Below are 26,440 nucleotides of genomic sequence, written 5' to 3' on the forward strand. Positions count from 1 at the left end.
TATGATTACAAGTACAGCCAATCCCAGAATAAAAAGACTTGCGGGACTTCAGAAAAAACGGAGGATGAGAGAGGAAGAGCAGGTGTTTCTGACAGAAGGACTTAGGATGTTTCGGGAAGCGCCGCCGGAAATGTTAAGAGAACTGTATGTCTCGGAAAGCTTTGCAAAGAAAGAAAAAGAACTGATCTGCCGGAAGGAGCAGGAGGCCCGCATTCAGGCAGAAATTCTTGCGGATCATGTATTTTCCCACGTTTCAGATACAAAGACGCCCCAGGGCGTCCTGTGTGTGATGGCACGAAGAAAGGAGCCGTCTGCAGAGGAGATGTTTGATCTGCAGACAGGCGGGAAGCCGCCTCTTCTTATGGTGCTGGATAATCTGCAGGATCCGGGAAATCTGGGTACTATCCTTCGAACCGGCGAGGGAGCCGGCGTGACCGGAGTTGTTATGAGCAGCGATTGTGTGGATCTTTATAATCCCAAGACTGTCCGATCTACAATGGGATCCGTATACCGGGTTCCCTGCAGGCGTGAGGATGACATGGAAAGATTTCTTCACAAGATGAAAGAAGCCGGGATCCGGATTTATGCGGCCCATCTGAAAGGGACGGCAGATTATGACGAGGAAGATTATACAGGCGGCAGTGCCTTCCTGATCGGGAATGAAGGAAATGGACTTAAGGAAGAAACGGCCCGGATGGCAGACACCTATATCCGCATCCCCATGGAAGGGGAAGTGGAATCGCTGAATGCAGCCATTGCCGCTACAATCCTGATGTTTGAGGCGGGGAGACAGCGAAGAAGGAAATGAGGAGAAAAAAATGGATCCTGGCAGTTCTGGCAGCGGCGGTAATGGCAGCAGCGGTGGCTAAGGCCTGGTTTGTTGAGCCGATTGCAAGGATAGAGCCTTTAAAAGAAGTGACAGATTTAAGTGAAGAGTGGATAGTAAAAAGTGGAAGTCTCCCGAGTGAGGGGGAAATGGAGTATCACTACCGGATTCCGAAGGATGATCCAAAGGATCTGGTCTTTGCCGTAGAAAACTGCGGGGAGCCTTTTCGTGTATATCTGGATGGAGAACCTATTTTCCAATATAATGACAAATACAGGGAAAAAGGGCTGATGCTCCAATGGATCCCTCTTTCTGCCGATGCAGGTGGAAAGGAACTGACACTTTGTATAGGAGAAGAGGTCGGAGAGGGGCTGCTTGCCGGTAAATATGCCTCATGGATCGGTCCGCAGGATGCTGTGTTTTTGAAAGTAGTGGAAGAAAATCTGTATATGGCTTTTCTCGGATGCTTTACTATTATTCTGGGAATTGCCGTGACGGTTATGAGTTTTGCTTTTACAGGCAGGAGTCCTGTCACAGTGAAAAAAAGTTTCCGGTATCTGGGGATTTTTATTTTTCTGACAGGTGTCTGGGAGATCACAGATTCAAGTATTCTGCAGATCGTCACGGGAAAAACAGCAGTAATCACTCTGTTTTCCTTTTTCTCTTTTATGATGATGCCCTGCTTTTTTGTCTGCTTTATGAAAACGATGATGACAGAAGGCAAAAAAGCCCTGTCAATATTGGAGTTTTTATATCTGACCAATGCCGTATTTACAAGCGGTTCCTATTTATTTCGTATTTTCAACCTGTATGAAACGCTGTCGATCCAGCATATTCTGATCGTCGTTTCTGTGATCACTGTGCTGTTTTATGGTATTCGAGAGGTGCGGCAGAAGGAAAACAGGAAAATCAGGAAGACGATCATAGGACTTGGATTTCTGGCTTTGTCCGGAATGATTTCTCTGGGTGTTTTTTATACGGGATTTTTCCGGTTATATCCGGTTTTTTACAGTACGGGACTTTTTATTTTTATCGGCTGCCTTGCCAGTACGGCAGTAGACGAACTCTATTACCATTTGGAAGCCAGTGCCAGTACCAAGGTATACCGGAGCCTTGCTTATACGGATGTGATGACGAGGATGAACAACCGATCAGCCTTTATTGAAGAGCAGGAAAGACGGGAGGTAAAGACAGGAGAAGGCTGTATTGTAATGGATATCAATAACCTGAAGCAGATCAATGATCAGTATGGACATCTGGAGGGAGACAGCCTGATCCGGGATGCGGCGGAATGTATTCGTCAAGTGTTTGAAGGAATTGGAATATGCTATCGCATGGGCGGAGATGAATTTGTCGTTATACTGGAAAATACGACGGAAGAAGATTTGAAAAAAAATATTCAGAACCTGGAGCGGCAGCTGGAATACAAAAACAGAGACAGAAAATTTCCGATTGTAATTGCCAGCGGTTATGAGATTGCAGGAGAGGAAGGGAGTTTGATGCGGGATCTTCTGGACGGCGCCGATGCAGGAATGTACCGTAAAAAACAGGCTATGAAGGAAAAACACCAAAAGATATAATATTGAAGAAACGCGGAAACAGTGGTATTATGGAAAGAAATCAGGCGGTCCGGATACAGCCGTGTGCCGACAAGACCAAAAGAAGAGAGGAACGAGTGATATGAATTTAAAAGGACGTAGTTTTTTGAAGTTAAGAGACTTTACTGCAGAGGAGATTTTATACCTGGTAGATCTTGCAGAGGAGCTGAAAGAAAAACGAAAAAAAGGAATCAAAGGACACAGCCTGCAGGGAAAGAATATTGCCCTGATCTTTGAAAAACCTTCTACAAGAACGAGATGTGCTTTTACTATCGGGGCGCAGGACGAGGGTGCAACTGCGACATATCTGGCAGGGTCCGAACTGCAGCTCGGCGAAAAGGAGAGTATTGAAGATACGGCGCGTGTTCTGGGACGTATGTTTGACGGAATTGAATACAGAGGATTTGACCACGAATTTGTAGAAGCTCTTGCACAGTACAGCGGCGTTCCGGTATGGAACGGTCTGACAGATCAGTGGCATCCCACACAGTGTCTGGCAACTCTGCTTACACTGAAGGAAAATTTCGGACATATTAAAGGACTGAAAATTGTTTATCTGGGAGACGGACGCAACAACGTGGCAAACAGCCTTCTGATGGGATGCAGTAAGGTTGGAGTGAATATTGCTATTGCAGCTCCAAAACGTCTGTGGCCGGATGCAGATCTTGTAGAGGAATGCAGAGGTTATGCAAAAGAGGCAGGTTCTGTAGTGGAAGTATCGGATGAACTGGATGTGGTAGAAGGAGCGGATATGCTCTATACGGACGTATGGTTCTCCATGGGCGAGGAGAAGAAAGAACAGGAGAGAACAAAGCTTGCCCTTCCGTATCAGGTAAATGCAGAGCTGATGAAGCGCACCGGCAAGGATACCACACTGTTCTCACACTGTCTGCCTGCAAATAAAGGAAAAGAAGTAACAGAGGACGTATTTGAAAGCGAGAAATCAGTTGTGTTTGACGAGGCGGAGAATCGTCTGCACACTATCAAGGCCATAATGGTTGCAACGCTTGGAGAATAATCACGAAATGAAAACAGAAATTTTATCCATGCTTCGGGCAGCAGATGGATATGTATCAGGGCAGCAGATCTGTGACAGGTTTCATGTGTCCAGAACTGCTGTCTGGAAAGTAATAGAACAGCTAAAAGAAGAAGGGTATGAAATAGAGGCAGTCCGCAGGAGAGGTTATCACCTGACCGGAAGTCCCGATGTGATGTCAAAAGCTGAAATTGAGAGCCGGATCGAGACAAAATGGGCAGGGCGGAATGTCTTTTATTATGAAGAAACAGATTCTACCAATACACGGGCAAAGGCCCTGGGAGAAGAAGGGGCGCCCCACGGCACTTTAGCGGCGGCGGATGCACAGAGTGCAGGGAAAGGGCGGCGCGGCAGAGGATGGGAGTCGGCGCCCGGAAAGGATATCTATATGAGTATCCTTTTAAAACCGCAGATCTCACCTGTGCAGGCGCCTATGCTGACATTGGTCATGGCTCTTAGCGCCGTAGAGGCGGTGAAGGAAGAGACCGGACTTGATGCCGGAATCAAATGGCCCAATGATCTTGTGATAAATAAGAAAAAAATATGCGGCATTTTGACGGAAATGAGTCTGGAAGAAGAACAGATCAGTTATGTGGTGATCGGAGTGGGGATTAATGTGAACCATGATGAGTTTCCGGAAGAATTGGCAGGGAGGGCTACTTCCCTGAAACTGGAATCCGGCAAAGAGTGGACCCGGGCTAAGCTTGTTGCACAGGTGATGGAAAAATTTGAAAAGAATTATGAGATCTTTCTGAAGGATGGGAGTCTTGCAGGGCTTAAAGAGCGCTACAACGGGCTTCTTTTAAATAAGGAAAGAGAAGTGCGCGTGCTCGATCCAAAGGGAGAGTATACGGCATTTGCTTTGGGGATCAATGAAAAAGGAGAGCTTCTTGTGGAGCGGGAGGACGGCAGACGCGAGGCTGTGTTTTCCGGGGAAGTCTCTGTACGAGGAATATATGGATATGTATAAGGATAAAATTGTGCTCTGCGGGGCAAATTCATATGAGGAAAAATATTATCTCAATCCGGACTTTGAACAGCTTCCGGATCATGTAAAGGATGAGCTGAAGATCATGTGTGTGCTCTATGTACATGATGTGGGAGGAATCCTGACACTGGCTTATGAGGAAGATGGAACGCTGTGTTTCGAGGTGTCTTCTGTAGAAGGAGACGCCATGTTTGATGAGATCGGAAGCCAGCTTAAGATCAAGCAGCTGCAAAGGGAAAAAGAAGAACTTCTGGAGGCTCTTCAGCTGTACTATCAGGTATTTTTCCTGGGACAGGAAGAACAGAAAAAGGGGGACTGACGAATGCTGCTTGTAATGGATGTAGGCAACACAAATATTACAATGGGGCTGTATCGGGAGAGCGAGCTTCTGGCAAAATTCCGAATGACAACAAAACAGCCGAGAACTTCAGATGAATATGGAATAGCGATCCGGGAAATGATCCGGAACCAGGGAGAAAATCCGGAAGAAGTAGACGACATTATCATTGCGTCTGTCGTGCCGGACATTATGCATTCTCTGGGCAGCTGCATTATTAAATATTTTAACCGGAAGCCGATCATCGTCTCTGCAGGGATCAAGACCGGAATCCGGGTGGCAACAGAAAATCCGCGCCAGACAGGACCGGATAAGATCGTGGATGCAGTGGCAGCCTATTATCTGTATGGAGGGCCGGTTATTGTCATTGATTTTGGTACAGCGACTACTTATGATCTGGTAGAGCCGGACGGTACATTTGCAGTGGGAGTCATTGCGCCGGGGATCCGCACATCAGCAAGAGCGCTGTGGGGAGATGCAGCCATGCTTCCGGAGATTGAAATACGGAAACCGGATACTATTCTGGCCAGAGAGACAGTGTCCAGTATGCAGGCCGGACTGGTGTACGGCTATATCGGTCAGACAGAATATATTATTGACCGGATGAAAAAGGAATCCGGATATCTGGATGCGAAAGTAGTGGCAACAGGAGGACTTGGAAACATCCTTGCGGCAGCAACGGAAAGTATTGATATCTATGATCCGATCCTGACTCTGGAAGGTCTGCGCCTTATATATGAAAGGAATCGTTTCCGGGGAAAGAAGAAGGAGCAGGAAACGGAAAGGACATCTGACAGATGAAAATAGGAAATCTTACAATCGAGCACCCGTATGTGCTGGCACCGATGGCAGGCGTAACAGACCTGCCATTCCGTTTGCTCTGCAAAGAGCAGGGTGCCGGCCTTTTATGTATGGAAATGGTAAGCGCAAAAGCGCTTCAGTATGAAAATCGTAATACCAGGGAACTTCTGAAGATCCATCCCGAAGAGTATCCGGTATCCCTCCAGTTGTTTGGCTCGGATCCTGATGTCATCAGCGAGCAGGCCAAAAAGATAGAAGAACTTCCTTTTCAGATTTTAGACATCAATATGGGGTGTCCGGTTCCTAAAGTAGTGAAAAATGGAGAAGGGTCTGCTTTGATGAAGCAGCCGGATCTGGTCTATGAGATCGTATCCAAAACGGTCAAAGCAATTCAGAAACCTGTGACGGTAAAAATCCGTAAAGGCTTTGACGATTCCAGTATAAATGCTGTGGAAATCGCAAAGATTATTGAGGAAGCCGGCGGGGCGGCAGTGGCGGTTCACGGAAGGACGAGAGAGCAGTATTATTCCGGGGAAGCGGACTGGGATATTATCCGGCAGGTCAAAGAAGCGGTTGGCATCCCTGTTATCGGTAATGGAGATGTGACTTCTGTAAAAAAAGCAATGGACATGATGAAACAGACCGGGTGCGACGGGGTGATGATTGCCCGGGGAGCACAGGGGAATCCATGGATCTTCCGGGAATTGAAGCACTACGATGAGACAGGAGACATTCTGCCCAGACCTTCCAATACAGAGATCAGGGATATGATGCTCCGGCATGCGGCGCTTCAGATCAAATATAAAGGAGAGTATCAGGGAATCCGTCAGATGCGCAGTCATGTGGCCTGGTATACCAAAGGGATGACGGGTTCTGCCAGGCTTCGGGAGGCCATCAATCAGGTGGAAAGTTATGAAGAATTAAAGGCACTTCTGGAGGCGAAAATCTATTGACATTATAAAGTCTGTTATGTATAATATTGAAATTGCGAAAGTAGATTTATATAAGGGAAAGGCCCTGACAGATATACAGAAATAAAGCAAGAAAGAGGAGAGGATAGTCATGGAAGAAAAGAAGAGAATTCTTACCTACACCGGTCTGAAGAAGCTGGAAGAAGAGCTGGAAAATCTGAAAGTCGTAAAGCGTAAAGAAGTTGCTGATAAAATTAAAGAAGCAAGAGAACAGGGAGACCTTTCAGAAAATGCAGAGTACGATGCAGCAAAAGATGAACAGCGCGACATCGAAGCACGGATCGAAGAGTTGGAGAAGATCCTGAAGAATGCGGAAGTCGTTGTGGAGGATGAAGTCAATCTTGATAAGATCAGCATTGGATGCATCGTTACCGTGTATGACGAAGAATTTGAAGAAGAGATAGAATTTAAGATTGTCGGATCTACAGAGGCCAACAGCCTGCAGGGAAAAATTTCCAATGAGTCACCGGTAGGAAGAGCCCTTCTTGGACATGAAGTCGGAGACAGCGTAAAAGTAGAGACGCAGGCAGGAGAACTGGAGTACAAAGTTTTGAAGATCGACCGTTCCCTCTAAAACAGGGCGGTATCTGATAATAAGGATAAAAGAGAAGAGGAGTGAAGATCAGTGTCTAATCAGCAGAAGAATGCCCAGGAACCAGATTTAAACCAGCTTAGAAAGGTACGCCGCGAGAAGCTGGCGGAGCTTCAGGCAAACGGAAAAGACCCCTATCAGGTTATGCGTTATGATGTGACATGCCATACATCTGATATTAAGGATCATTATGAGGAGATGGAAGGAAAGCACGTGACGGTTGCAGGCCGTGTGATGCAGAAACGTGTGATGGGAAAGGCATCCTTCTGTAATGTTCTTGATCAGAGCGGAAATATCCAGTGCTATGTTGCAAGAGATGGCATAGGAGAAGAAGAATACAAAGATTTCAAGAAGCTGGATATCGGTGATATTGTAGGTGTGGAAGGAGAAGTCTTTAAGACAAAGACAGGAGAGATTTCCATTCATGCCTCTGCAGTAAAGCTTCTGTCTAAGAGCCTGCAGATCCTTCCGGAGAAATTCCACGGACTGACAAACACAGATATGCGTTATCGTCAGAGATATGTGGATCTCATTATGAATCCGGAAGTGCGGGATACATTTATCAAACGTTCTCATATTATCAGTTCCATCCGGAGATACCTGGACGGACAGGGATTCCTTGAGGTAGAGACCCCTATGCTTGTAAGCAATGCCGGAGGAGCTGCAGCAAGACCCTTTGAGACACATTTTAATGCTCTGGGAGAGGACTTTAAACTCCGCATTTCTCTGGAGCTGTATCTGAAACGTCTGATCGTCGGCGGGCTGGAAAGAGTGTATGAGATCGGGCGTGTATTCAGAAATGAAGGTCTGGATACAAGGCACAACCCGGAATTTACTCTGATGGAGCTGTATCAGGCATATACAGATTACAACGGAATGATGGATCTGACAGAGAATCTTTACCGTCATGTAGCGCAGGAAGTTCTGGGAACTACTAAAATCGTATACAACGGCGTAGAAATGGATCTTGGAAAGCCGTTTGAGCGTATCACTATGGTAGATGCAGTGAAGAAATATGCCGGTGTGGACTGGAACGAGGTAGAGACAACTGAGGATGCCAAGAAACTTGCGGACGAGCATCACGTAGAATACGAGGCGCATCACAAGAAGGGCGATATCTTAAGCCTCTTCTTTGAAGAGTTTGCAGAGGAACACCTGATCCAGCCTACTTTTGTTACAGATCATCCGATTGAGATTTCTCCGCTTACAAAGAAAAAACCGGAAAATCCGGAATATGTAGAGCGGTTTGAGTTCTTTATGAACGGCTGGGAAATGGCGAACGCTTACTCCGAGCTGAACGATCCTATTGATCAGAAAGAACGGTTCAAAGCACAGGAAGAGCTGCTTGCTATGGGCGATGAGGAGGCAAACACGACAGATGAAGACTTCCTCAATGCTCTGGAGATCGGTATGCCGCCGACAGGAGGAATCGGCTTTGGTATTGACAGAATGTGTATGCTTCTGACAGATTCTGCGGCAATCCGTGACGTGCTTTTGTTCCCCACAATGAAGTCACAGGGAGCGGCAAAGAATGCTGCGAACAATGAAAGTCAGGCGGCGCCGGCAGCTGCAAAGGCAGAAAAACCGGCAGCGAAGATCGACTTTTCCAACGTGAAGATCGAGCCCCTCTTTGAAGAGATGGTAGATTTTGAGACATTTGCAAAATCCGATTACCGTGCTGTGAAGATCCTGGCATGTGAGGCTGTGCCCAAGAGCAAAAAGCTTTTGAAATTTACTCTGGATGACGGCGTTCGCAAGGACCGCGTGATCTTAAGCGGTATTCACGAGTATTACGAGCCGGAAGAACTGGTTGGAAAGACAGCGATTGCTATCGTAAACCTGCCGCCGAGAAAGATGATGGGAATTGACTCTGAGGGTATGCTGATCTCAGCAGTACATGAGGAGGACGGCCATGAAGGACTGAATCTTCTGATGGTGGATGACAGGATCCCGGCAGGAGCGAAGCTCTACTAGAAAATATTTGAATAAATATCGGATCAAATGGAATCCCTCTTTTTGCCTTTGGCTGAAAGAGGGATTTTCTGAAAAAGAAATGAAATAAGGAGAGATAAGTATGAAACGTTACATGAACATGGCTTTGTTGTATGCTGTTTTGGCAATGGTTGGAGGAGTGTTTTATCGGGAGTTTACCAAGATAAACGGATTTACTGTTAAAACGACGCTTGCAGTGGTACATACCCATTATTTCCTTCTCGGTGTGGTATTCTTCCTTTTGCTAGTGATTGTGCCATTTTAGACTGCTATGGAAAGTTGCTTTTAGATACCTGTAAAAATGGATTTGATGAAGCAACAAAGCAGAAAATACACGGCTATCTGCAAGAGTCGGAATCAGAGGCAGAGAAGAAGAATCTGAAAATAAGGCTGGAACATTATCAGAAATTTTATGAGAATGGAACGTATGAACAGAGCTGGAAATCCGGAACAGAAGCTAATTATGATATGGTAGATGGACAGGTAAATAACCAGAGCAGAAAGACGGCGGAGAATATTCCTGAGAAACTAAAGAAAATCAGTCTAAAAGACTGCGACAGAAACAGATAGCAATTGCCGTAAGATCAGGGAAACCTATGCCGAAATATTTGGATTGGCAGATAGAGAGAAATGGAAAATAAAAGTGTTTTTTCTGAAATGGATAATAAAGCTTGGGATAATATATCCTAGGCTTTCTTTTTATGCTGAAAAAGCGTAATGTATGAAATTAATAGTAGAATCAATTTTGGATTGATATTCTGGTGATAATGGGCTGAAAAGCATAGCAGCTATTTATATGCTGATTTTGTATGAAAAGCTAGATAAAAGTGAGCATCTATAGTCAATCACAGAAAGAGGGAGTATAATCGAGATATGAAAATAAGATTGCTTATGGGACAGTAAAAGACTGAAGATACGGGAACTTTAGGATGAATGCCGTTTAAATAACAGATATTATATTTGTGTGCTCTTTTTTGGTACGGTTTGTTTGAAAAGAATAGTAAACGGAGGATTGTGTTATGTGTAAAAAGGAAAATGAAAATGTTACTGTGGGAGTTTGCGATGAATTAGCTGTTGAAAAATCAAGTAGTGCTGATTCATATATTACTGAGTACATTCAAATTGATGAATTGCTTTCTGATAATGTTGAAATGTCTGCTTCGTATAGTATAGGCATTATTATTGTGTTTGGGAAAAAGAAAGCGTTTATATCAGATATTTATTTTGATAAAAAATATTTCTCCAATCTTGAAATAAATTCTAAAAAAAATATTATGTTTTCGACAAAATACGCAACAATAATCCCCGAAGATATAAAAATACAAACATTTGAAAATGTATATCTAGTACGGTTTGTATTGGGAGGTAAAGAAATAAATGAAAAAACAGGATTTGAACAGCTTACAATCAATCATCAGTATCCTATAGAGATACTTCGTACTTATTCCAAAAAGCAATGTGTAATGATGAAAGTATCAGAGAAAAATGTTTGTATAAAAACACTTAAGGAAGTTCCAAAGGATAAGTTGACTGATGAATTAAGGGAAGCAGTTGAGGAAGAATTGATTCGTGAGATACAAACAGATGCTATTTTTTTCCCTTCATCATTTCCTAAATTGTTGAAAAAAGTTGGAATAGAAAACTATAGAAGATATGCTGATAGTATAGAAGAATTTGTGAATTTATATTTGACTCCGAAGTTTTGCTTTCGCAAAAACATTGTAATTGGAGGAGTAAGGTATCCTAGCATTATTTTACTAGATAACGGGCGGGATACGGATGAAGTTTTATTGGAACTGGTTTCTTCTAAGAAGATTAGCAATATCACATTGGATTCAGAAATTAAAGAAAAAATACAGAGGGAATTGTTAGATTTTTTGGATGAAAATGGTGTAATATATGCTGCAAATTTTCCTAAAGTGTTACAGAAGATGGGAGTTGCCGATTACAAGAAATATGCAAGTACAGTCGCAGGATTTGTAAAGAATTTCCTAGCTCCTAAATTTCGTTTTGAAAAAAATTATATTATCAATGGGAAAAAACACACAGGTGTAATTTTGATAAACAATGAATCCGGAAATACTGATTCAAATTTTAAAACAATATTGGAGAATATACGCAAAAAAATAGAGGTGACTTTAGCAAAAAACATGTTTATTCAAGCATCCTTGTTCCCGGATATTACAAAAACATGTGGTATGATTAATTTTAGAGATTACGCAGGAAGTGTGGAACTATTTATAAATACCTATTTGCCAGAGTATGAACTTAAAAAAAATGTTATTATCAGTGGTACGAAATATCCTGGATTAATAATTCGCCGTGGAGGTGAAATAGTAATAGATTATGAAAATGAGAATGGGGAAGTTAATAAGGAAAACGATAGCTCTACTGTAAATTACTACTTATTAGATCAATTATATGACGAGGGAAAGTATTATGAATATCTTTCGTCTGAAAGTATGGAAAAAATTAATTTTTGTGAATTGCCAATAGACTACATGGAGAAAACATTGTTTTGTGCTACACAATTATTATATCCAGATAAAAAAAATACTATTGTGCTTACCCCTTTTCATAAGGAACTCTTTAAGATAACCACATCACCTGAATTTGCGAAGAAATGGAAAGGTGATTCAGGATTTTCAAGTGAAATGATAGAACAATGTGTTGATACTATGCTATTTTCCATCGAACTTCCTGTTGGAAATGCTATTGTTGTAGAAATGCTCAATAACATTGGATATTCTAGAACTCGTAATGATAATTATGCAGGATTAACTAAACGATTTTCTTTATGCTATAATAATCTGACACCGCAGTTGTTTTTTATTAGGAGTTGTATTCATAAGGGTCAACCTGCTGTTGAAAAGGCTATTAGTGAATACATACAAATGGGAAAAGAGGCGTTGCAGTTAACCCATATTCCATTGGAAAACAAGAAAAACCTCTTGTGTTCTTTTACTAATTTTTTAGTAGCTGTAGATAAATATATTTTTAAACTTGTTAATTTACCGGGACTTATGAAAACCAACATTATGTCGGTATATATCGATGCTGGAGAATTGAAAGAACTTTTGAAAGTCACTGTTCTTTTGGAAGAAGATGAAGAGTCGGTGAATAACAAATTAATTAAATTATATTTCAGTTATGAAACATGTTGCGAAGAAGAAATTATTGAGTTGCTTGATAAAAAGGTAAGTTTACAACTCTTTCAGAAGATTATCTCCCTAATTTGGGAAAAGTTTGCAAATGAGAAAGAATTGCCTATTCAAATGCTTAATATTCTCTGCTGGGTATGTTTGAATGATAACGCTACGTCAATAGATGAAATATTACGTTTTCATATTATTAATAATAAATTCACCAAATTGCATAAGCAAAAACAATTACTAAATTCGTTAGAGATTATTTATTCATTGACACAAGAAGATATATCAATGTATGTACTGTTATCCTATATTACGACTATTGTTGCTCCAAATATGGATGAAGCTAGAATTTCTGAGGATAATTTCATAGCTATATCTAAGTGGAAGGAATACTCAAAAACAGTGGTTGATAAGATTTTCAGTGAATATGATAAGATTACTATTGAAAGAGAAAAAGACTTTGTTCAGTTGTTTAAAATTTTTAAATTAGATATTACGAATCAATTGAAGTTACAGAAACATTATGCTGAATGGTATTTGAACAAATTGACGCTAACAGAATATAATGTAAACGAGATTAGGAAACTTCTTGATAATCTGTTTATGAAAAGAGCATATGAAGCATTCTCTGATGTTTATTTATTAGTTGAGAATATGTTCATCAATGAAGAAAGTTCAGAAATTATAATTCATGAATATATTTTATCATTAGTTGAACTTCAACGATATGTGGAGGCGATAACATATATCCAACAGAGTAATCGTATTACAAAAAATTTAAAAGAACAGTTATTGATTAATGTTATTATTGAAAACTTTAGAAATAATGGGATAAGTGCAAAAGCATTTGTTATTTTTGGGGATTCGTTTTCTATAGATTATGCAATTGAGTTATTGTTGGATAATATTCTGACAAATCGTTATTACATCATTACTGGTTTAATAGCATTATATTGTAATCAGCAAGAATATATGAAGGTGTTATATCTATATCACATTTTTCAGTCAAAAACTGAAAATGGATTTACTCGTTTGTATGCTCAGATTCGTAAGAAAATTAAGGATATAAATGGAAAATTAAGTAATCACTATGATGTTATAGAGTTGGCATTTTCAACATTATATTATGATGAATTAATGGATTTCCTCAAATGGACACAATTAATCAAAATTCCTAATTTCAAAGGATATAGGCCTACACATGCTTTTGCATTTTTTTATAATAAAATTGTAGAAAATCCAACGGATGAAAAAACATGGACTTTGTTTTTAAGTCATTTATCAAAGCGTGTAGATATCAACGCATGGGCAATTGTGGTCTGTGAAACAGTTTTATCAAAAAAAATTGGGTATAGTGGAAACTTAAATTCAAAATTTGCAATAAGAAATATTATTAATTTAACAAATCCACAAGAGTTGCCGTTTAACTTTTTGCCATATGTTTATGTATATTTACGTAGTACTAATGATCTGGAGATAGCTAGGGACGTTGGTTTGTTGCTGAAAAAGAAAGGTGCAACAGAACATTTAATTCAAGAGAATATTTGGAATCAAAGATATGCAAAAGTTATGGCAGAATTTAAAGGATTTTGCATTGAGCAATATAATAAGACAGGAGATGTATCTTATTATATTATGATAGAAGCATTGGGGAGAGATTTAGAAATATCTGATTTGAAAAGCTTGGTTCGTATTTCCGGAGATAAAGCATATGTATATAGACAAATATGTCATAATTATTTGATCTCAAAAAATACTGCTCAAACGATGGAATTATTAAATAGTTCAGAATGGAATGATATGACTTCTAGGGATTCTGCCGTATTAAGTATTCTAAAAAAGGTATATACAGATAACGATGAGTTAATGTCATTAGAGCCTTTGCTTTGGGATGAAAGAAGTGTGGACAGATTTAAATATGATTGTGCGAAAATATTAAGTACATATCCGGAAAAAGATCAATTGTTTGCATTCGACAGTTCTTGTACTAATTTAAAATATAAGTTATTGGTGTACTCGTATATATTCAGCGTCTTATATGATGAAGATATTTATGATCGGTATGAAATGGAATATAAAGAGATATGTCAAGATGCACAATTATATAAAACCTATTTGAGATTTTTGACAAGTTCGTTCTATGCCCAACTTGATTGGAATGTAGGATACTATTTCTTTTATAAAAAGTGGAGATATCTAAAATTATTCTTAGCCGGTGTTCTATATTCTAAGGAAAATTTTGACGATGGATTAATTGTATCTATCATGGAAAGAAAAGGGCATTACAATGATGTGTATAATGAAGCTTACATACCATTTGTTAAAAATGTTAAAGATTTTATGGCATTTACCGATATTGAAGTCCAGGATAAAGAATACTTTCTATTCGCCTTAATGGAGGGGAAGCTGGGTACATTTTTGAAAGAGAAAATTGGTATTCTAAAACAGTTCTCTGAAGATGAAAAAGAGGTGACTCGAAAGTTAATTGAACAAATTGATTATAGAGAAGCCAATCGGTCCTTATATTTTTTGGTAAAGGAAGATATTGAAAGACACAATTATTCAAGTGCAATTAGTGTAGCCAAAGCGGTTTCACAGTACGCTTATGATACAATTACGGCATTAATGGAAGATCTTAGTCTATCAGAAATAAGTCCATTGTTTGATGATATCGCATCGCAAGAAAAACCGAGCGAGGTTGTAAAAATGGTATTAGAACTTGATACGCAAGTATTTAATAGACATGCAGCTGTTTTAATTCCTCTTATGTGTTCGCGACAATTTACATCACAAATATATGGAAATATACGACGTACAATTATACAACATAGTAAAACAGCTCCGCTTGTTCAATTGGGAAAATTAACAGAATATTTATCACGCTTTAACCATCAAGAAGCAATGGCAATTTTTAATTATATGTCCGCATTAAGAGCATGTATAGAGGAGGATCGAAACAATGCTAATGAGATCGCAACAAGTTGCGATATAAAGCAAGGAATTCCTATAGTATGGAAACAAGAAGCAGATAATATTATTAGTTATGCATTAGGTAATGTACAAAAATTCAGGCCGGATCGAACCGTCCTTGATAGTAGTCAGGGAGCTTCAGCTGAAAAAAGAGATTTTTCTTTTATCAAGAAGTTGAAGGAAATGTTTGAGGTTGAGGACAAAATTCTTTCCTCAGAGAATGCACAGATGCTTGCTGAAAAATACACGAATACATCTCTAACTTTAGAAGAAAGGCTTCAAGCAGCGGTAGAATTATTATGTAACTATCCCCAAATTAACGGGGAAAGAAATGATGGTACTAAGTTGCCTGCAAAAAATAGTTTGGTTCTGATGATTGGTTTGGATGCTATTTCTCCTGAAATAAGTCTTACGATTGAAGATCAACTGGAAATACTCAGTAATCTTTATAGTAACCGGACTTTATTTTCCGAGCGGGGTGATTCTGCCAATTTAGTAAAATTAAATGAATGTTATGCTCAGTGTTTGAAGCGAAACATTTCTTTACAAGGATGGATTAATTATGCATCTGTAATTAGTGAATTTTTAAAGGATAATCATACAGGAACTGATTTTGAAGAATTAAGAAATAGAATTTTACGACCAGCGGAAGCTTTACTTGACAGGAAAGTATCTTATGAAGAACGTTATGCAGGGTTTCGTAAATTAAAGACGATGTCACAAGACTTCGAAGAGTCTGTTTATACTCGAAATGTGTTCGATTCAATTCAAACTGAGTGCAATAAGATAGAGGAAGGCGTCCAATTAAAGATAGATATTGTTAATTATAAGGATAAAATAACAGACGGTTATGTGTATTTTCTAATTGAAAATGTTGGAAAATGTACAGTAGATTTTCAGACAAAAGCTATTGAGGTGATATTAAAACAAGATAATCATCTTGGAAAGAAAATAGAAATTAATAATATATGTAATTTGCAGAGCGGATTTATTACGGGTGGAAAGGAACAATTAATTTTAAATGGATCGGAAAAATCGTTAAACGTAAACATATCGATTATCAAAAAGGATAAAAGAGATAATTGGGATATTATCTGCTCAGCTGATAAGCCGCTGACAATTACAAACCCAGATAAGCGAATAGTTGTCAAAACACAGAATCGATATGAAGTAAAAAAGGCAGTAACTGATTCGGAAATGCTTTTTGGGAGGCAGGATCGGCAGGAAGTTTTAAGTGATACTATTCCAACTGGTATTACGGTAATATATGGTCCATCTAGAATAGGAAAGACTTCTCTTATGAACTGGATTATGAATGATCTGGTTAAATCAAGAGGAAATGTTATGAGCATTATCTATGGTGGAGAAGGAGTCAGGGATGAAGAAAAGTATTATGAAAATAATTTTATTTCCCCATATTATCCAGTTCCTTATGATGATAATGAAAAAATCTCGGAATATTTGCTGGTTAGCACTATAATTAAGAGTTTTACAGGAATAAGAAGATTAAGAAAGCCTGAGAAAAAAATGATTTCAGAGGAGGTTCTTCATAGAATTGTTCAAGTGTTGTCTGATGATAGTTTATCTATAATTGACCGGTATGATGAAATGAATGAGTTACTTGTTGCTCAGGAGATCGAATTATGGATTTTACTTGATGAATTCCAACAAGTAGTAGAAAGATGGAAAAAAGTGGATTTATCTTGTGAATTTGTCAAGATATGTAAGATGCTTTCGTATGATAGCCAGAATATGAACATAAAATTGATTGTTTGTGGATCCGACGATTTACTTCGACATATGATTCTTGAAGATAAATCTGTCTGGAGACAGGCATTTCCTTCGGATGCTCGAGTTGCGGTGGAACCGCTTCAAGAAAAGCCATTTATGAATATGATAAAGAACAGTAAAAACATTAGAGGAACAAACTTAATTTATTCAGATTCAGCACTGCAAGCATTATATGCTTATACGGGTGGAGTTGCACTGTATGGGAAAGAAATCTGTAATGTTATTATAGAGGACATTATAGCAAATCCAGACAAATATGCGAAACGAAAGGTTATATATGCTTCTGATGTAGCAGAGGCAACTCAGCGACTTATTGAACAACAAGAATCAAAATTAGCGGAACGATCAAGAATTCGCGAGATTTATGAGGCAGTGACAAAAAATTTAAGACGGGATTCAGACATGCAGTATCTTTGGTACATAGCGCAGTGGTTACATACGAATACTCATCAAGATGGTTTCTCGGTAGATGAGTTTTCAAAGAAGGGAATTCTTCGAGATGAAAAAGAGATGCATGATTCTCTAGAAATTGCAGTTGCAAGAGGTATTTTGAGGGAAAAAGATTCTAAAAAAGATGGTCATATACGTTATGTTTTTAGGACTATTTTCTATTATTTTGCATTTCTTGGAAGCGCAGATGATAATTTTGATGAAAAGAAAATTTACCAAGAGGAGCAAGTAAGTCAACAATCCGAATTTGACAATAAAGAAGGATTATCCGTTGACCAAAAATTATTGGTTTATTTTTCTAAACAAAATGCTTTGAGGCAAGCTCAATTGTTGGGTGGTCTGTTGCCGATAATTCATGATGACGCCAAAGCAAATATACGAAAAATTGTTGGTGATTGGTTCGGTGGTGATAAGTACCATAATGAGGTGCATATTAATGTTCAAAATATTACTAATACTTTGAGACAAATTGTATTGAATAATCCAGTTCCTTTACAGAATGGGAAATTGCTTCCTTCTTTGGAGGAGTATATTCCAGAATGTATTTCGGAAGAAAACCAAAAGAGAATAAATGATTTACGCGCTGAAATTGATGAGTTATCAGATGACCCCGATGCACAATCGGAGATTCGAGAAAAAGAGCAAGAATTGGAAGAACTTATGCTTCCGGCGGAAAAAGAATATACAAATGATTGTAGTAAGGCTGTTCTTGATGTTGCTTTAGAAGAAGACATTTCAGATATTCAGGATAATTACAGTATTATCAATTTGACAAAAGAAATGGTATTATCGATAAAAGAATGTCTTCCGGAAAAATTTCATTTACAATATGAGTTTACAATATTGTTACATAAATTATTATATAAGTATAAAGAAGATAATGGAAAAGAGATTGATTTTTGTCCTGTAGCATTAATGTATTGTAAACTAATAGAAGGGTTGTTAAAAGAGTATCATGCCCGGATTTATTCTCTTCGATTATCAGATAAGGCAAAAAATCCGATTACTATTGGAGATAAGAGATACTTTTGGAACGAATTTTTAGATGATAATGGAGAATTTGACTCGGAAAAATTTAGAAGGCTTAATTCGACAATGGGTAATTTTACATTTCATATTGGATATTTTAATGACAAATCTGATCTTAGCAAAGGGATTGGAAGAAAAAAACCTAATATTAGACTTTTATCTACCCCTGTAGGCAATCAGAACCCAGAAGAAGAACTTAAAAAACAGTGGGAAGAACATACGGATGCAATAATGTATATTTATTTTTATCGAAATAATCTTGCCCATAATCTCGACCCTATAACAAGTAAAGAAATGGATGAGATCACAAAAATATTGTTTAATCAAGGAGAATTCGAACGTATTATCAACTTAGGTCGTTGATTCATAAATGTATACTGGTGATATACAATATTAGCTGGATATTAGCTGGTATATGTGTCGAATCTTGAAAAATTGTGAGTGATATGTTACCATTTAGGTACAACTAAACAGGGTTCTATCATACAATCTTACGGATGCTTTTATTTTTTATCTCGTGATTCAATGGATATGCGGGAACTACAAAAGTCAAGGAGAAAGAAAGTATGATGAAAACTACAAAAAAACAGAAGGTAGAAGTAACCCGTAAAATAGTTGGAGAGCGCCTCGGAAAACTGCGATGTGTTAACAATCTCACCCAAGAAAGGCTTGCAGAGATCATGGATGTAAGTCGTTTGACGATTTACAAGTGGGAAAGCGGTAAAAACTGGCCCACACCACCACATTTTGCCAAGCTTGCCGAGCTATATGAGTGCTCGATGGATTATCTGGTCCTCGGAATCGAAGATCGTGGACGCGATAACGAAGAGGACCAGATAGGTCTTTCACTGTTAAACAGAATATCGAATATTATTAAAGGGTATGTGCTTTATGCACATACCCTTTTTGTATACTCATGGTTAATGTCCATATTATAAAGGCTATAGTAAAATTTGAACATAAACAAAAGCGAGGAGGAATTATCATGAAGAACAAGATTACTATAAAAAAAAGCAACAATTATATTCATTTCTATTTACATTGCGATACGGGACAAGCATATCTATTCAGCGAAAAATATCATAAAGGGGTGTATGACTACTTTCGTAACGGTCGCTCAGAAACTGAATTGCGAAAATATCACAGTTATAATAGCAATCCCAGACGCGATCACACAATTGCCAAGTGCTTGATGAAATCATATAGGCGTTCTGCATTGGAAGAACTTGGAGCGGCGTAAAAGGGGGGGAAGCATTATGAGTAAGAAAAATGTAAATTTTGTAACAGATATTGTTGGAAAGAATGAAAAGATTTTTCCTAAGGAACTTAAACCTCACGGTCTTGCTACACCTAAATTTTTTGTTGGTTGTTTTGGTTTTTTTGATGCAAATATTTGGCGAGATGTATGTATAGATGATGAAACGGGAGGTGTTAGATCAAAATACACTGCACGGCAGATGGCGAACTATAAGAGTTATTGCAAACGAATGGTTGGAGTATTAGGAAATTATCTAGCACCTGCGAGGATCAAAGCAGAACAGCTCATTAAAGAAGATATGAGACTCTGTGATGAGATAAAAAAATGTATATGCAGTGATGATGCTACAGCGAGAGAGCGCGAAGCTACTGGGAAGAAATTAAATACACTATATCAGAACCACACGGAAATTCTTAGTAAGTTGATTGAACTTGAAAAATCAATAAAAACGTGTGAATACACTCTAAAGAAGGAACTTGAAGCCGTAGCAGAGGAGTTTAAGACACGTTTTGCCACTTATAGTCATGGTATGCGTCTTAAGGCTGTATCTGTGGAGCAGTTTCCAGAAATGTCTTATTCTAATGTATTAGATGATTATAAACAGACATATGGAAATGACGATGTAATGTTAACAAATTACATAAAGGAGGGTAAGAAGTATGTTTAAGAAGAAAAGAAGTTCTACAAAATTGTTGCAGGAGGAATTTGTTGACACACAGCTTCCCGTTTTATCAAATTCCATTGGTTATATAGCTCATGGCTATAAATATAATGATCCAGAGTATACAGAAAATCTTTGTAAAAAAACAATGAAGACTTTTGAACCTTTGGTGAAGTCTATGGATAAACACAACTCTGGGACAGAGGCATATGGCTACATTGATGCTGAGATTTTGAATCCCATCAAAGCTGATTTTGAGAATGACTGTGCTTGGGCCGATTATCAGAGTACTCGTATTCAGAATGTAACAAATACTCGTCTTGGTAAAGTAGAACGTGTTATTGAGAAGCTTAAAACAAGATTGGAGAAGATAGAAGAAGAGCTCGAACCTCTGAAGGAATATAAGGCACATAACGAAATACAGGTGTTCGGTAAACATAAACATATTTCTATGGGCTTTCTTATTAACATTTTTGCAATTGTCTCGGACGTCCTCGTTACATTTCCTTATCTTCAAAGTATTGTGACGATGGGAGGATTGTTTCTTTTCGTAAGTGTTCTTGCAATGGCGATTACGTCAAATTGTAGTATGTCAGCTCTTGGAAATATTTGGTCAACGACTGATGAATCCTTTATGAGCAAAAGAACCCGTATTATTTTGTCAGTTTCGTATCTGTTGGCATTTGGTTTGAGTGTTGTTGCTGGCCCAATGATTAAATTTGGCTCTATGGATCAACAGTTTGGCACAATTTCTGCGTCGGGCCAGTTTATTGCGAGAGAAGGCGGTTACACGATGGCGGAGTACGGTATCACCTTGATTACTTCGTTTCTGACTGCATTTACTGGCTTGTTATGCTTCCATTTTAACCATAACCGCAATAGAGACAAAGTGTTGGAAAAAAGGAAGTTAGAGAAAGAGAAATCTATCCTCGAACTTGACTTAGAGAATGCCCTAACGGAGAGAGAGGCGATTTTAGGTGAACATCAAGCAGCTATGAGACTTGATCAAGAAAAACGTAAGGCGGCTATAAACCAAATATCTATACTTCCAGAAAAGTTAAAGGCACAGTTCACACGTACTTGGGCCGAGACTATCGGAACAGCTGAAACAGTCGAAAAGGCAGCAAAAACAGTAGAAAATATGCTGGAAGAAAGTGAATCTTCTGGTGCCCATCGAGAAGATAAGAGAGATAACATTAACAAAATTCACAAAATGGCGGTTTAGGAGGAGATAAGATGAAGAAGATTGCAAAAAGAATCACAGTATTGGGAATCGTGATGATGCTTACTTTGGCATGTGTAGGATGTGGCAAAGATCCAGAAGTGATCGAAGCATCAAATGTGAGTGTTATCGTTGGGAACTGTAATAATAATCCTGTTATGGATTGCAGTATTGATGAATTGGCATATCTTATGAAAGCAGCAGGTAGTCCCTATACTATTATTGGCGCTGATGGAAAGCCATCTCTTATTTATGAGGGAGTAGTGCCATCATTTGAGGATAAGGGATACACACAGGCTATGCTTACGAGAATTCAAAATTCGATGCAAGCTGACCTAGAGAGTAAGATTAAGGAAGCTACTCCATCTGCACCTGAAACGGACATGGCTGCAGCATTGACTTTAGGGATAAGAGCTATCAGAGCAAGAGAAACCGATGATTTGTCGAATACACTTGTGATCTGCCATACGGGAATTAGCACGATAGGCGAAATTAATATGATTGATTGCCCAATTTCGACAATGGATATTGAGCAAAGTGTTGCAACTCTTGTAGATAAATTAAATTTAGACATGTCAGGGATTCGAGTAGTATTTTACTATCTTTCTGACGTCCGGGGAGACCAGACAGAACTATCTTCAGAGGAAGCGGAAAAGTTAAAGACTTTCTATGATGAGCTATTTAAAGGATTGGGAGCTGAATCTGTTACATTTAAGAAGCGACTTGCATTGGATGAAACCTATAATTTTCCAGATCAGCCAGTATCATGCATGCCGACAGAGGGAGTGACCTCTCAACTTGTAAAAGTTGTTTCAGCAGAAAATGTGTCTGATGAAGATGAGGTGGATTCTATTTTCAATGAAGGTGAAGGAATTACCTTTAACGAGAAACAGATTGCATTCCAACCAGGTACAGCAGAATTTCTGGATAAAAATGCAGCAAAAGAAGCACTTTCATATGTGATTGAGTTTATGTCCAAGAATAAGGAGTTTGAATTGCTTATTTGTGGAGGATGTGCCGGCGATGAGGGCATAGATGTGGAAAGTAACTATGTGGGACCTCTGAGTGAAGAAAGAGGAGAGGCAGTTAAGTCCATTATTTGTGATGAATTGGGAAGTGACGGTGCGAACATAACCGTAAAAGGGCTTGGATCTTCGGGACCTTTTCACCAGGCAGGCAGGGGACTTGGCGAGGATGGTTCTGTTAACAGAACTGTAACTTTCCTTTCAAGTGATAGTGATCAGGGCAAGCAAATTCTTGCAGAATATTAGGAGGTATTAGTATGAGAAAAGGAACTAGTTTATTAAAAATAGTGCTTTTTCTGGGTCTGGTTTTAGCAATTATTCAGAAGATTACTGGCTCATCGGCATTTACATCAAGTGTGCTTGAAATATTTCAAGCAATAATTGTCACAGCAATGCCAGCAGTAATTATGATTGCCGGTATTTATATACTAATACGATGTTTGTTTCGATAGTAAGAGGAATAGTTATGACAAGAGAAGAATATGAAGCTTTGAGAGAGAGAACTCTTGCAGAACATAATTTGAATACAGTGGGCGTTTCAAAAATGTCAGAAGCAGAAATTTTGGAACAGTTCCAGGCTTTGTCGGATAAAATTGCTGTTCAAAATCATATGATTCCTGCAGAAGTTCTTTCTCAACAGCTTGAGGCAAACGAATATGGCTACCAACAGGGTAACACAATAGTTTTAAATTCCGATTTAATTAAACCGGATACGCTTAAAGAACCCAACAATTTACGAGAGATGAATGATACAGTATTTCATGAAAATTCCCATTTAAGAGATTTTCAAGCTTCATTTTTGAGTGAAGTAAGACAAGGTATGACACCGGAAGAGTTAGCAAGTTTGGAAGAACGGCTTTCGGAAGTAGAAACAGATTCTTGGGAGTCCTATTATAATCATCCTGGAGAAATTGCGGCACGAGAGGCAGGTCGCATAGGAACCGAGAAAATGGCTCATGACCAACAGCTGATAGCTGATGTAGATTCGGCAGTGAACGGTGGTCGTAATCAGATTCTTGCAACTTTTGATTTTGCGGTAGCGAATGGTAAAGTTATATATGAAGATACATTTGAAATGTCCAATGTTTTGGAAGCACAGACAATGGATACTTCCAGTATGCAGACATTAGAAGAAAATGATGCGATGATAGGAGTGGATGAAAATTCAGTGGATATAGATACAATGAGTGCAATGGATGATTACAGCTTTTCTTCGGATGAAGATGATGCATAGGAGGAATAAAAATGTATTTTGAGAGGGATGTTGAAAAAAAGATAATTCCATCTTGGTCCGTTGGCGGCGGTATTCCAGCTTATATACTGCCTGGATATAAACCTATAGGAATTCCGATTCAAAAAACAAACTATTTTATTACCGGAGGAATTGGTACAGGAAAAACAGAATTTGTCAAAAAGATAGTTAGATATCGCTTAGAAGAAGAACCGGATCTTCGGTTAGTGATTCTTCAGATAAAACCACATGATTTTGATGAAGTTATAGGGAATAGGGGACTGTTTATTTGTCAGAATTCTAATGGATATCCTAAAGAGCGAGTGTTCAGATGGAATGCTATGAAGGAATTTCGTTCTGCAGGGGAAGAAAATTACTTCCAGAGTATACAGGAATTTACTTCAATTGCTGCTTCGGAGTTCCACAAAAGTGCAGGAGCAAATCTTTACTTTGTGGATACAGCTGAAGAAACAGTAGATCGATATTTTTGGGCATTACTTCATTCAACAAGTGAAAACATTACTAATGATAGAACTTTTGGTTTCCTTGAGAATGAAGAACCAGAAAAGATTTTGAGGATAATTGCAAATTATCCACCTAACCATAATTTTCTTAAGATAAACTTCGATTATGATTCCCAAAACCAGAATGCGTATAAGTTGACTAAACGTGCTCATGACATTTTTATTTTTATTTCAAAGATTGCGAGAGGGGTAAGAGGATTTTTCACAGAACCAGGGGAAGATTCCATTTGGGATTTCCTTCATAGTAGCGGGAAAAATGATGTTACTCGGATTTGCATTTGTCACGAAGAAGGAAGTAAGTCCTCCTATATAATGGAGCAGTTCTTTTTGAAAAAAATAACAAATTTGATGCTTGGAAGTGAGACATCTATAAGTGGGGATTTACTGATGGTGTTGGACGAAGTAGACAAGACTCGTGCCAGAGAGTTCCCGTTGGCAAAACTTGCGACATTAGGACGGGATGTGAATGGAAAAAGAACCCAATTATTGCTGTCTACTCAAAGTTTTGAATGTCTGTTTACCGTAGCAGAAGAAGAAAACGAACACGATATTCGATCTTTATTAGCTGGTTTTCCGGTAATAGCCAGTTTTAATCCGGGTATGGATGCTACAACACGGGATCTCTTAAAGGCTGCCTACGGAAATCATCTTGTTCAGAAAATAATAACACCGATATCGAGGTATGATCGTCCGATAGTGGAAATGACAGAAGAACCTTGGGTAAAAGATCAGGATTTTGCTAGCTTATCAGTTGGTCAAATGTATATAAAAATACAATCGGAGCACCCCTACCGAGTTCAGATTAGAGAATAGGAGGGTCACGGGAATGAATTATTTATCTTATATTGAACATGCAATAAGACAAACAAAAAGACCAATACAGTTTCTTGTCTCAGGAGAAACACAGGCTCAAGAGGTGTTATTGAAACAGATTATTCGTAAGGCATACTCAGAAAATCATACATTGCTGGTTATAGATGATACAAAAGATTCTATTGGTGTAGTAGAAAAGTTAACGTCTGAAGGATACAGTGTGATAAATGGGCTTTCTGGTATGTTTATTTTCAATCCGTTTAACATTACTACTTTTACGAATACTTCGAAACTGCGGGAGTTACTGGGAACTTTTCAAATGACGGAAAAGGGACAACAGAAAGTGGTGGCTTATCTTAGTTTCATTCAACATATGCAGTTATTGAAGGGAGAGTCTACAAATCTTACATTATCTGTTCTTGCTAAAGAATATAGCACTTATGAATCTGTTGTAAGAAAACTAGACGACATGGTAAGGGGAGGAATAATCAATAACGATGAGATGTATTTTCTTTTAAGTAAATACAGTGAACTTTCTTCCATAGGGGCAGATCTGGAAGATATATTTCCGTTACTTCAACCATTTGTTGAGGAAATTTCCATGAAACCGATCGAGAAGGAACTTCAAAAGTCCGCTGTTGTCTTGCAGACAGGAAAATTAGGCCGAGATCAGAATTTAAAACAGATGGTAATACAACTTTTGAAGTTTGGGATAGATGAGGATAGTAAGTTTAATACCGTGATTTATATTGATAGTGGAAATGGTAGAAGAGAAGAACTACATTATCTTTGCACGGAGTTTTGTTCAAGTGTAACTTTAAATATTTTATCAAAAGACATATTTACCGCACCAAGTTCGATGTTGCCAGAAATATTAAACCGTTCGGAAATAAAGATATATGGCAGGCACAATATGTCCAGTGCAGGCCTATTGGAAAATGAGTTGGGAGAAGTTTATGTTCAAAAAAGTACATATAACGAAACATTAGATCGAAGAATTGCAAGTAACAAACCGTGGGATGTACTTTTGGGTCGAAATAAAACGCAAGGATATCAGACTCTTGCCCCTGTAAAGGAGGCGCTGTATTCTAAAGAACTACTATCAACATTAAAGTCGAATCAGATTATTTTGGACATGTATGGAAGAAAGATAATGACTACATTGTAAATCGT

General features: G+C 38.6%; 21 protein-coding genes. All 21 read left to right on the forward strand.

Annotated features, from left to right (window positions below; all coding sequences use genetic code 11):
* Position 1: 1 nt before the first annotated feature.
* The 21 genes from R2J37_RS01390 (at position 2) to R2J37_RS01490 (ending at position 26,435) form a co-directional block, all read left to right on the forward strand.
* The gene (locus R2J37_RS01390; protein ID WP_316266041.1) at positions 2-808 is read left to right on the forward strand and encodes a TrmH family RNA methyltransferase; all 807 of its coding nucleotides are present in this window, start codon (positions 2-4) and stop codon (positions 806-808) included.
* Positions 805-2,406 (forward strand): sensor domain-containing diguanylate cyclase, encoded by a 1,602-nt coding sequence (locus R2J37_RS01395; protein WP_316266042.1) that lies wholly within the window; start codon positions 805-807, stop codon positions 2,404-2,406. Before R2J37_RS01390 ends, R2J37_RS01395 begins: the two co-directional genes overlap by 4 nt.
* Positions 2,407-2,506: 100 nt before the next feature.
* Positions 2,507-3,442, forward strand: a complete 936-nt coding sequence (argF, locus tag R2J37_RS01400) for an ornithine carbamoyltransferase (protein WP_256193455.1) — start codon at positions 2,507-2,509, stop codon at positions 3,440-3,442.
* A 7-nt stretch (positions 3,443-3,449) separates the two neighbouring features.
* The gene (locus tag R2J37_RS01405) at positions 3,450-4,430 is read left to right on the forward strand and encodes a biotin--[acetyl-CoA-carboxylase] ligase (RefSeq protein ID WP_316266043.1); all 981 of its coding nucleotides are present in this window, start codon (positions 3,450-3,452) and stop codon (positions 4,428-4,430) included.
* The gene (locus R2J37_RS01410) at positions 4,423-4,767 is read left to right on the forward strand and encodes a DUF6145 family protein (RefSeq protein ID WP_230107310.1); all 345 of its coding nucleotides are present in this window, start codon (positions 4,423-4,425) and stop codon (positions 4,765-4,767) included. Before R2J37_RS01405 ends, R2J37_RS01410 begins: the two co-directional genes overlap by 8 nt.
* A 3-nt stretch (positions 4,768-4,770) precedes the next feature.
* Complete coding sequence (locus tag R2J37_RS01415; protein WP_230107309.1) at positions 4,771-5,586, forward strand: type III pantothenate kinase; 816 nt, start codon at positions 4,771-4,773, stop codon at positions 5,584-5,586.
* Entirely contained in the window at positions 5,583-6,539 is a 957-nt protein-coding gene (gene dusB, locus R2J37_RS01420; RefSeq protein ID WP_230107308.1) for a tRNA dihydrouridine synthase DusB, read from the forward strand. The genes R2J37_RS01415 and dusB overlap by 4 nt, the downstream gene beginning before the upstream one ends.
* A gap of 109 nt (positions 6,540-6,648) precedes the next feature.
* A complete protein-coding gene (gene greA, locus R2J37_RS01425; RefSeq protein WP_230107307.1) occupies positions 6,649-7,131 on the forward strand; it encodes a transcription elongation factor GreA in 483 nt (160 codons plus the stop codon).
* A gap of 51 nt (positions 7,132-7,182) precedes the next feature.
* The gene (gene lysS, locus R2J37_RS01430; protein WP_316266044.1) at positions 7,183-9,123 is read left to right on the forward strand and encodes a lysine--tRNA ligase; all 1,941 of its coding nucleotides are present in this window, start codon (positions 7,183-7,185) and stop codon (positions 9,121-9,123) included.
* A 100-nt stretch (positions 9,124-9,223) separates the two neighbouring features.
* The gene (locus R2J37_RS01435; RefSeq protein ID WP_331490124.1) at positions 9,224-9,406 is read left to right on the forward strand and encodes a DUF2871 family protein; all 183 of its coding nucleotides are present in this window, start codon (positions 9,224-9,226) and stop codon (positions 9,404-9,406) included.
* A gap of 14 nt (positions 9,407-9,420) precedes the next feature.
* Positions 9,421-9,711, forward strand: a complete 291-nt coding sequence (locus tag R2J37_RS01440; protein WP_316266045.1) for a DUF4316 domain-containing protein — start codon at positions 9,421-9,423, stop codon at positions 9,709-9,711.
* Between the two features lie 449 nt (positions 9,712-10,160).
* Positions 10,161-18,896 (forward strand): ATP-binding protein, encoded by an 8,736-nt coding sequence (locus tag R2J37_RS01445; protein WP_316266046.1) that lies wholly within the window; start codon positions 10,161-10,163, stop codon positions 18,894-18,896.
* Positions 18,897-19,099: 203 nt separating this feature from the next.
* Positions 19,100-19,471 (forward strand): helix-turn-helix domain-containing protein, encoded by a 372-nt coding sequence (locus tag R2J37_RS01450; protein WP_316266047.1) that lies wholly within the window; start codon positions 19,100-19,102, stop codon positions 19,469-19,471.
* 47 nt (positions 19,472-19,518) lie between these two features.
* A complete protein-coding gene (locus R2J37_RS01455; RefSeq protein ID WP_316266048.1) occupies positions 19,519-19,773 on the forward strand; it encodes a hypothetical protein in 255 nt (84 codons plus the stop codon).
* A gap of 16 nt (positions 19,774-19,789) precedes the next feature.
* Positions 19,790-20,458: a hypothetical protein gene (locus R2J37_RS01460; RefSeq protein ID WP_316266049.1), complete on the forward strand. Its 669-nt coding sequence runs from the start codon at positions 19,790-19,792 to the stop codon at positions 20,456-20,458.
* Entirely contained in the window at positions 20,451-21,677 is a 1,227-nt protein-coding gene (locus R2J37_RS01465; protein WP_316266050.1) for a hypothetical protein, read from the forward strand. Before R2J37_RS01460 ends, R2J37_RS01465 begins: the two co-directional genes overlap by 8 nt.
* Before the next feature lie 11 nt (positions 21,678-21,688).
* The gene (locus R2J37_RS01470) at positions 21,689-22,945 is read left to right on the forward strand and encodes an OmpA family protein (protein WP_316266051.1); all 1,257 of its coding nucleotides are present in this window, start codon (positions 21,689-21,691) and stop codon (positions 22,943-22,945) included.
* An 11-nt stretch (positions 22,946-22,956) separates the two neighbouring features.
* Positions 22,957-23,151: a hypothetical protein gene (locus R2J37_RS01475; protein WP_316266052.1), complete on the forward strand. Its 195-nt coding sequence runs from the start codon at positions 22,957-22,959 to the stop codon at positions 23,149-23,151.
* Between the two features lie 14 nt (positions 23,152-23,165).
* A complete protein-coding gene (locus tag R2J37_RS01480; protein WP_316266053.1) occupies positions 23,166-23,933 on the forward strand; it encodes a hypothetical protein in 768 nt (255 codons plus the stop codon).
* Positions 23,934-23,944: 11 nt separating this feature from the next.
* Positions 23,945-25,267 carry a type IV secretory system conjugative DNA transfer family protein gene (locus tag R2J37_RS01485; protein ID WP_316266054.1) on the forward strand — a complete coding sequence of 441 codons (1,323 nt, stop codon included), beginning with the start codon at positions 23,945-23,947 and terminating at the stop codon, positions 25,265-25,267.
* 13 nt (positions 25,268-25,280) lie between these two features.
* Positions 25,281-26,435 carry a hypothetical protein gene (locus R2J37_RS01490; RefSeq protein WP_316266055.1) on the forward strand — a complete coding sequence of 385 codons (1,155 nt, stop codon included), beginning with the start codon at positions 25,281-25,283 and terminating at the stop codon, positions 26,433-26,435.
* Positions 26,436-26,440: the final 5 nt, after the last annotated feature.

The sequence above is a fragment of the Claveliimonas bilis genome (genome assembly GCF_030296775.1).
Classification (GTDB): Bacteria; Bacillota; Clostridia; order Lachnospirales; family Lachnospiraceae; genus Claveliimonas; species Claveliimonas bilis.